Source organism: Candidatus Sulfurimonas baltica (assembly GCF_015265455.1).
Taxonomy (GTDB): Bacteria; Campylobacterota; Campylobacteria; order Campylobacterales; family Sulfurimonadaceae; genus Sulfurimonas; species Sulfurimonas baltica.
Genome location: NZ_CP054492.1, coordinates 1,175,148 through 1,188,272, shown reverse-complemented (window position 1 = coordinate 1,188,272; position 13,125 = coordinate 1,175,148). Strand labels below are relative to the sequence as shown.

The following is a 13,125-nucleotide window of genomic DNA, read 5'->3' as shown; positions in this document are numbered from 1 at the left end:
ATATTCAACGCTCTTGCCTAAGTAGTTTAGTTTCTCTTCTTAATAAAATAATTTATCCCCTAAACGTTTAAAAGCGATAGCAATAATGGTGCAAGCAATAAAAAGGAAAAAAAACATGATTGCTTTGTCAGGATTCTCATCGGATGAGAATATTGTTCCAAGTATTGAGAAAAAAGCAATCACCATGGATATAACCATTAATAAAGCAACAGTTATAGCTTTAGCATAAAACATGATTTCGGATATCATTTATTTTCTTTATTTTAATCTAAAAAAAGCAATATAGAACAGAATTTTTTGAATATAATTATAGCATAACACTATTAAGGACAACTTATACCATAGTTTGAGGTGTCTTTTAAGCACCCGTTTTTACTATTAAGTCACATTTCTTAATCTCCTGTTAAATATATATCTAGAGTTTCTTTGCTACATACATCATATATACGAGGATTGATACATATAATTTTTTTAGAATATTTTTTAGCCTGAGTTAAGACTTCTTTAGTTCTTATGTCATCTGATTGTTTATTTAATATCAAAAACACTATATCTGATAATTTTAAAACATCCTCCCTAGATTTCATATATTGTTGCTCATTAAAATTATTTTGCTTCTCAGGGTTTTTTTGTGTACGAGGACTTCCATGTGTAAGAGAGTAAGCATCAACTTTCATATGTGAATAAATTTCATCAAATACCGTATATCTCGTAAACATATCTTTTGAACTATTTTGATTAAAGTCTTGAATATAATCTTCTTCTTCAAATGGCATAGGGACAGTCAACTCTTTTATTTTTTGAATATCAACTTCTAATGCCAAATCAACAAATATACGCTCTGTGCCTTCCCTAAGTGATGAAATAAGTTCTATATTTCCATGTTTAGAGATTATTTTTTCTAATTCTATCTTAAGAATATTTTTCAACTTATCATCTGGCATATTTTTGTCACTATTACCAATGACACCTATAGAGATATCATCAATAGGAACAATTTTATATCCAGTACTTGCAAGATAGTTTGGCATATATAAAACTGAGTATAGGTCATATATTATTGTCATTTTACGTTTTACATCATTGAATTCACCTAAACTTATTAAGCAGTTGTGTTCTTTGATATCTTTGTTTTTATCCTTATTAAATTTCCAACCGTTTATATAATGAAATGCATTCCAGCGCTCATGCTCAGCTTGCATAAGTTTAGCAAGCATGCCTTCGTCTTTCATTAATATCTCATAGTATTTATTAATCATCTCTTCATCGAGATGAGACTCATCATCATATAGTTTTGGGAGTTGACTAGAGAAGTTAACTAGTTCTTTTTGAGTTATCTTTAATTGAGAACAAAAAGGCTTAAAAGCTTTTTTATTTTCCTTAAGAAGCAGTCTTCTTATTTCTACTTGTGTTTTATCTGTGTCATCATACTTAACTTTTTTAAGACCAAGTGACATAAGTTTTGTATTTATATGAAGTGCCTGCGATCGATTTGATTCACGATCGCTAAATTTTGTGCTATCAAGCCACTTACTCTCTATTATTTTTACAAATATTTTATCTTCAAAATCACCAATACTTTTATCATTATATATATCGCCGTATCCGTTATGAATTAGTTTAGCAATATTTTCATGATTTTCATCAATAAAGTATTCACGACTACATATTTTACTTGCGTCACCAAAAGTAAAAAATTGTTTAAATTCATCTTTATTTTCATCAATACTCTGACTCAATTGCATATTGTGGTACATTGCAAAATGTACTTTTGTCTTCATTGTTTTATGTACGGCATCTTTAATATAAACCTTATCGTGAAGATTTACAACACACTCAAGATTGATGTTTTCATCATCATGACAAATAAAAACATTTGTTAAATTGTTTAGTGCCCAAACATCACTATTGAAAAAATTTGGATTTTCCATAGAAAGATGGTGTTCATGAAATGAAATAGATTTTATTTTAGAGAGTTCTGTGAAGTTTGATTTTACACGAGTGATAAATGATTCTGTATTTTCATTAATACAATGAACAGTTAGATGGTTTTTGTTTGGTAAAATTGAAAGTGTACAAAGGTGATATATTATACGTTCAGCTAAATTGCCATCACCAATTACCACAATATTATAGGATTCTTCTCTTTTAGCAATAGTATGAAAATTTCCAAGCACGGTATGTTTATCAAAAAGGTATCTTACTGCATCGTCATTAAAAGAGTATGGTTTAAATTCCAAAGGAAGATCAGCTCTACTATTTAATACATTTTGTTTAAAAAGTGCTTTATAATCCTGATTTTGTAAATGAATATGTATTATTGTTGGTTCTCCAAATTTCTCTTTATTCATAGTATCTGGTATTTGTTGTAGCAATTTACCGGCAATTTCTATATTTTCACGATCATTTCCTGCTGATATTACAACTCGTTCAAGATTTTGAAACTTAATTGAATACTCTTCTATGGTTCCAAAAAAAACTCCAAATCCCTCATTTTGAAAATATCTAGCATGAGCATTAGCAATATCAGGTTCAATGATAATAATATTGCTTTCATGTCCTGATTTTATTTCACTTTCAAGATACATACGATTGTTTTCGCCTAAGCCTATAACTAGCGTGTGTTTTACATATGAAAGGGTTTTAAGTTTTAATAACACTATCCAATCTTTAAAAAGTACTAACACAACAGTAAAAAGTAATGCAAAATGGGCAATAAACTGTGCTGTAATTACCTTTGTATTGGTTAGTTCACCTGGCAGTTGCACAAAAAGATTTTCAAAAGCCAAAAACCATACAGATGAAAATATACTCTTATCTGTAGACACTTGTACACTTGCTATAGAAAGCTCAACTACTTCTTTTATGCCTGAGACACCCAAATAATATGCAAAGACAAATATCATTATAATAATAAAAAGTTTATTTTTACTGACTGTTCTCATCACTTTGAAAAAGATATCTGCAATACGATATATAATATTTTTGAGTTTTAAACTAATATCCATCAAGACTCCCTAAAGGTTATCTCATACCCAGCATTAGCCAGATAATTTGGAATATATAAAATAGCATACATGTCATAGATTACCGTTAGTTGAAGTTCTGGTTTTTTAAACTCTGCAAGTGGCATTAAGCAGTCATGCTCTTTTTTTGGTTTTGATTTTACCTCGTCATAAGTCCAACCATTTAAATAATGAAATGCATTCCAGCGGTTATGTTCTGCTCTTGTAAGTTTTTCAAGCATTGTCGTGTACTCTTTTGGAAAATAGCGTATGTTTATGCTGCTTTGATCGCCCCATAGTTTTGGAAGCTCTTTTGAGTAATCTTGTAAAAATTCATCACTAAGTCCAAGAGAATCTCTATCATCTTTTAATGAAGCATCAAATATTTTACGGTTATGTTCTAAAAGCTCTTTTTGAGATTTCTCAGATTTAACGCTATGAAGTCCTAGTGCTTTTAACTTCATTGGTATATGCTTACTTTGGGCTATACTTGAGAGCTTATCACTTAACTTTGAAGCATCATACCACTTGTCATGTATCTTATCTTTAATAGTCTTGTTTTGTAAATCATATAAGTCATTTGGAGTATACTGCTCTGCATATTGATTGTGTACTAACTTCGCCATCAAATCATGTTTTTCATCTAGTAAATTATCTCTTGTACATATTGCTTTTACATCTGCAAAACTAAAGAACTGTTTGAAGTTCTCTTTATCCGTATCTATTTTACTGCTCATGTTGTAAGCATTAAATATAGCAAAATTAATACGGGTTTTTAGAGTCTTTTCAACCGCACGAGACAAATATGTTTTGTTAAAAAGGTCTGTAGCAATTTTAAGGTTTTTCTCTTCATCATCGTAGCACACGATTACATGAGTAAGATTCTTTTTAAACCAAAGTTCTTCTTGATTAAAGTATTCTAGAGTCTCATCATCTAGTGTTACTGATTCTAATGAGATTACCTTTTCTATGCCAGAGTATCGTTTAATCACTTGCTTTTTAAACTTTTGGGCATCTTTATCTACTACATGTATAGTTAATTTATTCTCATTTGGGAGGTGCGCTTTTTTTGCCGCTTGGTAGATAATGTTAAGTGCAAGCTCACCATTACCAGCAACAACTATATGATAATCTTCACTACCATCCATAATTTCACTGCTTTGCCCATCAACATAGTTCTGCTCAAAAAATGATTCTGCCGCCTCTTCATAAAAGGAAAATGTCTGAATATCTATTTTATGAGTTTTATCTGCATCTGGAGCAATAAACGCTTGATGGAAAAGAGCATTTAAATCTTGGTTTATAATATGAACAACTATTTTAATAGGAGTGTCAATATTTTTGCGTTTATAATGGTCTATAATAGTAGTTGCCAACTCCATATTTAACCTGTCGTTACCAAGTGCTACAATGGCATAGTCCATTGTTTGAAAGTTTAGTTGTTCAAGATGTTCACCATCAAAAGCATCTCCTTGAACCACTCCCATGCCAGCTTTTCTAAAGTGTTCAATTTTATCATTTTGGATATTTTTTTCAAAGATGATATATGAGCTATTTTTATTGGCAACTTCATTTGTAAGAAGCGCAGCACTAAACTCACCCAATCCAAAAACTGTAGTGTGTCCGCTTTCAGAAATGCGCTTTACAAGTTGCATATTTACTGCATCTTTGAAGTAAAGTAAAACAGCAATCATAGAAGCTGATACGATAGATGCAAACTCTAAGCCATTACCTAAAGCATCTAAAACTTCATTGCTATTTACTGCTAATGAAAAGCGTAATACAAAAGCTATTACAGCAACTGCTCCTATGGTTAAAGCTTTGTTTTCTAGTAAAAAGTAAACTACGCTTGGAGAGTTTCTATAGCTATTTATGATTTCATTTAGTTTTTTCATTGTTTCCTCTAACTATGTTTTAAATATTCTTTATTAATATTTTAGCTGTTATTTTGTTTTGAAAAAATTTAAAATCTTCCATATTATATTTTTTTCTAATTGTTCTACATCTTTTATAAACTTAGTGTCTTTTTCACTAGGCTCAACATAAGTAAAATCAGCTTCAAAAAATTTTACAAATATCTCATACTTTTCTCTATCAAAATCATCTTCCGAATCTCTAAGTGGAATATAACCATCATGTTGTTGCTTTATCACCACTTCATACTCTTTGCCAAGTTTATCTTTATACAAGTCTATGAGTTTTAGAGCTAAATCATCTAAATTCTTAATTGCGATACTGTTGCCTAGTCTCTGCTCACATTGATACCATTTAATGAATGCGTACATAAACCATGTGATATCATCTTTTTGATTAAAGTCAATTATCTCAAAATATTTTGAAAACAGTTTTCCTGCTTCTTCATACTCTTTGTTATTTGCTTTTGAACAGGCTAAGGAATCAAGTGCTCCAGTGTAATCCTTCACCCATTTATCTTCATCTAGCTTGTAAAGCTCTTCAAGGATAGAGAGGTTTTTAGAATAAAATGGTATTGCTTCATCGTAGCTGCTTTGCTTATAATATGAATAGGCTAACCAATCAAGTGCTTTAGTGTAATCCTTCACCCATTTTTCTTCATCTTGCATGTAAAGCTCTTCAAGGATAGAGAGGTTTTTAGAAAAAAGTGGTATCGCTTCATCGTAGCTGCTTTGCTGATAATGTGAATTGGCTAACCAATCAAGTGCTTTAGTGTAATCCTTCACCCATTTATCTTCATCTAGCTTGTAAAGCTCTTCAAGGATAGAGAGGTTTTTAGAATAAAATGGTATTGCTTCATCGTAGCTGCTTTGCTTATAATATGAATAGGCTAACCAATCAAGTGCTTTAGTGTAATCCTTCACCCATTTTTCTTCATCTTGCATGTAAAGCTCTTCAAGGATAGAGAGGTTTTTAGAAAAAAGTGGTATCGCTTCATCGTAGCTGCTTTGCTGATAATGTGAATTGGCTAACCAAAGAAGTGCTCCAGTGTAATCCTTCACCCATTTATCTTTGTCTTGCTTGTAAAGCTCTTCAAGGATAGAGAGGTTTTTAGAAAAAAGTGGTATCGCTTCATCGTAGCTGCTTTGCTGATAATGTGAATCGGCTAACCAATCAAGTGCTTTAGTGTAATCCTTCACCCATTTATCTTTGTCTTGCTTGTAAAGCTCTTCAAGGATAGAGAGGTTTTTAGAAAAAAGTGGTATCGCTTCATCGTAGCTGCTTTGCTGATAATGTGAATAGGCTAACCAATGAAGTGCTTTAGTGTAATCCTTCACCCATTTATCTTTGTCTTGCTTGTAAAGCTCTTCAAGGATAGAGAGGTTTTTAGAAAAAAGTGGTATCGCTTCATCGTAGCTGCTTTGCTTATAATATGACAAAGCTAACCAATAAAGTGCTTTAGTGTAATCCTTCACCCATTTTTCTTCATCTTGCATGTAAAGCTCTTCAAGGATAGAGAGGTTTTTAGAAAAAAGTGGTATCGCTTCATCGTAGCTGCTTTGCTGATAATGTGAATTGGCTAACCAATCAAGTGCTTTAGTGTAATCCTTCACCCATTTATCTTTGTCTTGCTTGTAAAGCTCTTCAAAGATAGAGAGGTTTTTAGAAAAAAGTGGTATCGCTTCATCGTAGCTGCTTTGCTGATAATGTGAATAGGCTAACCAATCAAGTGCTTTAGTGTAATCCTTCACCCATTTATCTTTGTCTTGCTTGTAAAGCTCTTCAAAGATAGAGAGGTTTTTAGAAAAAAGTGGTATCGCTTCATCGTAGCTGCTTTGCTTATAATATGACAAAGCTAACCAATGAAGTGCTTCAGTGTAATCCTTCACCCATTTATCTTTGTCTTGCTTGTAAAGCTCTTCAAGATTTGAAACTTTTTCCTCAGGAGTTAGTACTTTTTTATTTGCACCAAACTTCTCTTCTAAGAATGGCACTTCATCTTCCCAATTTTTCTCTCTTTGTGGATTGTCATAGTAATAATAAGCTACTTTTGTATCTCCTCCAAATTTATTTGTTAATAGTTTTTGAAAATTTCGTCCCTCTTCACTATCGGTATAACCCATCACTTCTTCAAATGTCAATGATTGAAGTTGTCTCATATTGAAGTTTGGCATTAAATTATATTTCCATTTTATGCCATACTCTGCTATAAAATCTACAATCTCTTTTGTTAAATATACATTCTCAAAAATAAATTGTAATCTTCCTACATCTGTTGAGCCTTTCATTTTAGGGGAAACTCTTGCTGCATACTCGATAAGCTCATCTAGTGTAATACTTAACTTTAAATTTTCTGTCATATCATTAGCCTTTTTTTTAATATTATTACTTGTGTCTTTCTGGATAGCATTAAAATAGTTATCAACACCATCTTCTCTAAGTTTTGCAATCACTCCATTTCCAACAAATCCTTTAAATTGTGACAACATATCTTCAAGGTCATCTCCAATAGGCATATTAGGCTGTATTCTTGCTATATCTATATATTTTTGTCCATTACATTGTAAAGGAACTTCTATACCTTTAGTTAACAAATAAAAAGTTTTTTCCGCTACTTCAGTTATTGCTTCTACAAAGAGTAACGCAACTGTAAAGTCCATCATCTCTATTTCTGACCTACCTTCAATTAATGCAGAAAATTTTGCTATATCTAAAATATCATCAATTGTAACACCTTGTCTTGCATCTTGCTGAACTTCTTCTACTTGGCTCTCTAAGCCTCTTAGTATATCTGCATCTGTCATGTTTGTTTTTTCCTTATAATTGTTGTTTTATTGCTACTATTTCTTTAACCATCATTTGAGCCATATCGCTATTTTGACCAAACTTTCTAACCGTAACTACATATAACTTAGTAAGAGTGTCTAGTAACCTACTTTGATCGTTTTGATTTCGTAAAGAACCAATTAGTCCTTTTAAAATGTTACTATACTCTTCATGCCATCTCTCATGATCTATTGCATATAGCTCTCCTAAAATTTGAACCTTTTCAATTTGAATTTGTATTTTGTTATAGTAATCACCCAACTCACCATATACGCCAGCTAAGTCAGTCATGCTGATTAAATAGCTTCTAGTCCACTGTTGCGGAATATAATAAAAATATTTCTCACTTAGATTTTTAGCTTTTTGCACTATATGCAAAGCCTCTTCAAATCTTTGCTCTTTTATATATAAATTACCTAAACTATTTAGAGCGAGCATATAGTCTAGAGCCCATTGATTTTGGTCTTCACGATAAAACTCTTTTAGTATCTTTAGTGATTCCTCTTCAAGTTCTATCGCATCATCTAGACGATTTTGATTTTCGTAAGAAAATGCTAGATTATGCAATGATGTGGTGTAATATTCTACCCAAAGAACTGGATCTTGTTCGAAAAGTTCTTTTATTATTTTTACTGCCTCTTCTTCAATGTTTATCACTTGATCTTGGCGATTTGCATCAGAATAAGTAGCAGCTAAATTAATTAGTAATAGAGCATATTCCCCTGCCCAATAAGAAGGATTTTCCTTATAAAGATCAGTTAGTATACCTAGGGATTCTTCTTGAAGTTCTATTGCTTCTTCAAGGCGATTTTGATCAGACAAAGAACCGGCAAAATTACCTAATACAGATATATAGGGTTCTAACCAATAAGCTGGATCTGAATAGTAAAGTGGTCTCAATATTTTTAATGATTCTTCTCCTAATTCTATTGCTTCTGTTATATGGTTATGTTTTCTATAATTTTCAGCTAGATTATTTAATACCATTAAATATGTATCTATCCAGCGCGTTTGATTTTTAGAATATAGCTCTTTTGTTATTTTGAATGACTCTTTTAGAAAATCTATCGCTTCTTCTTCACGGTTTTGCTTGGAGTATGAGAAGGATAGACCCGTTAATGCCAGAATGTAATTGTCTACCAACAGATTACCATATGAATTAGCTGGAATATCTTCAGCATAAGGTTCTGTTAAACTATTTAGATAATCATTATATAAATCTTTTGAAATATATAAACAGCTTTCTTGATATGCAATAGCTTTATGCATCCGGTTGTATCTACGATGATTGGTACCGATATTGGAAAAATGAAGAAGGTACTCTAATACCCAATCACTATTATTAGTCATTATAGCTATAAACTCAGCAAACTCTTTTTGTTTCTCTTTGTCTTTATATCTTAGTTCATATTCTGTGATGAGTGTTGCGTAGAGTTTACCCCATCTATTAGAGTTGAAGGGTTTGTCTTGGTTTTGTTTTATAAGTTCTTGATTAGCTTTTATAACAGCTTCATGCTCTTCTCTTTGGTTTGGAAGTTTAGCTATTACATCTTCAAACTCTCTATGGAAGAAGTACATTAACTCTTCGCCATCTTGAGTCTTTGAGCTTAGAAATGGTTTTAGTTGTGTTTGTAGTCTTGACCAGTGAACTAATGGTAGTTCTTTATTTGGGTTATCATGCCAAGTCTCAGGTGCCATTCTTTTTATGAACTCTTCATCTGCTGATATAAGTTGTAGTAGTTCACTCTCACTTAGACCATCTCTTGAAGCGTATATATAGCCTAGAGCTTTGTTTACAAACTCTTCATTGTGATGATATACTTTATATAGATTTTCAACAAACTCTTCTATTATCCCTTGTTGAGTATTTTGGAGTGTTTGAGTTGTATCTCCACTTTTCCAGTTCTTCATCTCTTGAGTAGCTATACTTACATACAGAGGTGATTTTACATTTTCAAACTGTTGTAAAAAGTAGTTTGTTTGATAATCATCTACAGTTCTATCTTCTTTTTCAAGTAAAGCTTTTAAAAGTTGTATTGGTTCACTGAATTCAGGAATCAGATGAAGAGTGTCTGTTTTAGTTTTTAGTGTTGTTAGGTATTTACTGTCATCTTTGTATTTTACATCATCTAGTGCTGAGATTACTATTTTTACATTTGATGGTAGTTGTTGTGGTAACCATAAGAAGTTATCATCGTTTTGCAGTTGGTCTACTGCGTCTATAAAGACAACTATGCTCTCTTTTATGTTTAGTATCTCTGTGTATACTCTATAACTAAAGTCTTCAAATGATTCTTGATTTTCATTTGAGTTTATGGTGAGTTTATCTTCATCTTTTTTTGCTTTTTCTTCTTCGGTTCTTATATCTACATGTAACTCTTCAAATATGCTCGTAAGTATCTCTTTAGAAGAGCTAGAGTTTGGAGTTGCACTTACAAATCTATAGAGTACTTTCTTTTGAAGTGTCTCTTCTGCTTCTTGAATCGCTTTAGATATAAGAGCAGACTTTCCTCTTCCTGACTCTCCATATATAACTAGTGGTTGTTGATTGTCATCAGAGATATAGTTTGCTATTGTTTCTCTTAGACTCTCTTGTGCTAGGAAGTCTTTTCTTTTAGTTTGAGCGAAGTAGCTTTGGGCTGCTAGTTCTATTTGAAGTGGAGTTTGTTTTTCACTATCCTCTTTTGTCTTTTGAGAATCAACTTGTGCTTCTAAGAAGCTTATCATTCTATCTTGAAACTTTGTTAAGTACTCTTCATTTAGAGTATCTTTATCTGTTTGGGTAGTTTGTACATGTAGAGTGTTATTATCTACTAGAACATCCTCTACTCTTTTTTTAAATAGTTGTGCTTCTTCATAGTCATCTACTATAAATTTATCTTCTGTTTGTGTTGTTTTATCTACATCTCTAAAGAAACCAAAGATATGTTCTGGGTCTACTGTTTGAAGTGTGCTGTCTTTACTAAGTAATGTTTCTCTTTGATATTTGGTTGGGTTGATGTAAGGAATGATGCCCTCTTCTACTTCTGCTTCTGTAGCTGAGAGAAAGTACTTTCTTGTTTGTTCTTCATTTAGGCTTGAGTTATTTACTGCTGATTGTAATATTGTTCGTATGTTTTTTTCGATTTTTAACCAAGCTTCAAACTCTTCATATTCTTCTTTTCTCTCTTTTAGGATGTAAGAGGCTGGGAGTTGGTTTAGGTCTTTTTTATACCATTCTTGTAATTGTTGTTTTTCATCATCTGTTGTAAGTGATAGTAACTCTTCATACTCATCTGCTTCAATAGCATACGGCAAAGGTATCCAACCATATCTGTCACCTATCATAATCAAGAAGTTAGGATGCATATGACTCTTACATGCTCTTACTTCACTTAGACAAAGTTCTAATGTCTTTTGGTCAAGTTGTGCTTCGTTGCTAACTCCCCATCTTAGGTCAATTGGTTGAAACGCGTAACCTTCTTTAGATGCATAATCTTTTATGTGTGGAAATACTTTAGTTTGTAGTACTTCACGCTCTTTGCGAAAGTCGTTAAATGTTGATGAGATGAAGAGTCTGAAGGTTTTTGACATGTAAATTTGCCTTTAATTTATTTTTAAATTTTAAATTTAATTATTCTACATAAGATATTATTTTTATGTACTTAATTATGTTATTTTTCATCTAAAACTTTTATCTCTAAGATAAATATGATCTCTTTAGATACATCCATCCTCCCCTTAGTGAAGATTGGAAGCCCAAAAAGAGCTTCTTATAGATTTAGTTAATTTTATAAATTAAAATTTATAACGCAAATACACTCTGATGTCTTGTGCTTTATCGACCACAACTCCGGCAATATCTGTTGATGCAGGAAGATCACTAATTTTCATTGGTGTTCCACTTTGTGAACCAAAGAAACCGTTGCTTCCAGTATAGTCGTAATCAATATATGTATAACGCACTTGGAAACTTAGAGAATCAACTAGTGGCTCTGTAAAGTAAACCTCATAAACATCTCCACGAGCTGCTACTTTAGAACCAATAGCTGTATCTTCTGCATATGTAAATGATCTCCAATATTTACTTCCATGATTGAACTCAATTCCCCATTTTCCTTTTTCAGAAATCAATGAAGGCATTTGTGTTCCAATCCAATAGCTATAACCATTTTCACTATCCATAGAACCAAGCATAGCTTTTGCGCTGTCTGGGTCTGTTTTTGACATAGCACCACTAACAAATACAATAGTATTATCTAGATAGTCAGATATACCACTGCCTATTCCATTAAAAGAAACAAAAGCAGAAGCTAGTTCAAGTGCTCCCACTTTTTCCATTGCTGGATTGTAGCTGGCAGGATTAAATGCTCCAAATTGATCAAACCCAGCATTTTTGATATCTATAAGGTTACTAGCGTGTGTATATTGAAATTCAACACTCAGCTTAGAACTTTTGTATGGAACTAAGTTAAAAGCGTACATGTTAATGTTTCCAGTGTCATTAGAGCTAGCATCGCTATAAGGTGTAGCGCTGAAACGGGCTTCGGCATTGCTCATACCTCTACCAGTAGCAAACTTAAAAGAAGAACCCTCTAAGCCAGTTACAGAAGCAAGTTTAAACTTAATGTTTCCACCATCAAATTCAGCATTACTAATATGTGCTAATGGAGAAGTTGCATCATCATCTTCACGATAGCTGATAAGCTTACCATTGTTTGATGGTCTTCTACCAATACCAAAAGACCAAGGAACATCCATACCAAAGAACGTATCATTCATATAGTCAATATATGCTGAGCGAACACGTAATGTATCATCTTGCTTATTTTCAGAACTAACCCAATCAAAGCTATCCATAGCAGCACTTTGAGGATTTATCATAGTGCGTTGACCAAATAACTTATTGTATGCCAACTGCCCTCCAAATTTTACATTTTCACTTGCCTCATAGCTCATATTTAGCCATAAGCGATTACTAAGCAGTGCGTCATTACTTTGCGTAGTACCATTTGCCATTTTATAGTTAATGCTATCAACACTTGTTCTAAAGTCAACACCCCATTTTAGGTTATCCCCATTAGAAGAAGTACTAGATACTAACTTAGAACTTAACTTTGAATTTTCAGTCTTAAGAATATTGACTTCAGTTTTTAGAGCACTCATCTCTTTTTCAATTTTTTCAAATCTATCGGATGAAGAGCTTTCTGCAAATGCACTTGATATAATAAGTGATGATGCTAATAGTGATATTGTGAATTGTTTTTTCATTGTTTTCCTTTTATAATCACGTTAAGCGTGCTTATAGTTAGAATTTTAATGTCTTGTGGTGACAGGGTATGTCTCACTTAGCAACTTGAATATTTTTATAATTATTCTTAGAAATTAATATACGACACAA

At 32.3% G+C, this 13,125-nt stretch carries 5 protein-coding genes; all 5 read right to left on the bottom strand.

From position 1 onward, the window contains the following. Positions 1 to 392: 392 nt before the first annotated feature. Positions 393 to 3,008 (bottom strand): hypothetical protein, encoded by a 2,616-nt coding sequence (locus HUE88_RS06015; protein ID WP_194372080.1) that lies wholly within the window; start codon positions 3,006 to 3,008, stop codon positions 393 to 395. Then, positions 3,008 to 4,900, bottom strand: coding sequence for an NAD-binding protein (locus tag HUE88_RS06010; protein ID WP_194372078.1), 1,893 nt, complete (start codon positions 4,898 to 4,900; stop codon positions 3,008 to 3,010). Before HUE88_RS06010 ends, HUE88_RS06015 begins: the two co-directional genes overlap by 1 nt. 48 nt (positions 4,901 to 4,948) lie before the next feature. After that, positions 4,949 to 7,723, bottom strand: coding sequence for a tetratricopeptide repeat protein (locus HUE88_RS06005; RefSeq protein WP_194372076.1), 2,775 nt, complete (start codon positions 7,721 to 7,723; stop codon positions 4,949 to 4,951). Between the two features lie 13 nt (positions 7,724 to 7,736). Then, positions 7,737 to 11,318 carry a tetratricopeptide repeat protein gene (locus tag HUE88_RS06000; RefSeq protein WP_194372075.1) on the bottom strand — a complete coding sequence of 1,194 codons (3,582 nt, stop codon included), beginning with the start codon at positions 11,316 to 11,318 and terminating at the stop codon, positions 7,737 to 7,739. A 204-nt stretch (positions 11,319 to 11,522) separates the two neighbouring features. Then, positions 11,523 to 12,995, bottom strand: a complete 1,473-nt coding sequence (locus HUE88_RS05995; protein ID WP_194372073.1) for a DUF3373 family protein — start codon at positions 12,993 to 12,995, stop codon at positions 11,523 to 11,525. Positions 12,996 to 13,125: the final 130 nt, after the last annotated feature.

Excerpts from the sequence above, each read along its gene's own strand:
- HUE88_RS05995 (WP_194372073.1), bottom strand. The coding sequence starts at position 12,995 with ATGAAAAAACAATTCACAATATCACTATTAGCATCATCACTTATTATA.
- HUE88_RS06010 (WP_194372078.1), bottom strand. The coding sequence starts at position 4,900 with ATGAAAAAACTAAATGAAATCATAAATAGCTATAGAAACTCTCCAAGC.
- HUE88_RS06005 (WP_194372076.1), bottom strand. The coding sequence starts at position 7,723 with ATGACAGATGCAGATATACTAAGAGGCTTAGAGAGCCAAGTAGAAGAA.
- HUE88_RS06000 (WP_194372075.1), bottom strand. The coding sequence starts at position 11,318 with ATGTCAAAAACCTTCAGACTCTTCATCTCATCAACATTTAACGACTTT.
- HUE88_RS06015 (WP_194372080.1), bottom strand. The coding sequence starts at position 3,008 with ATGGATATTAGTTTAAAACTCAAAAATATTATATATCGTATTGCAGAT.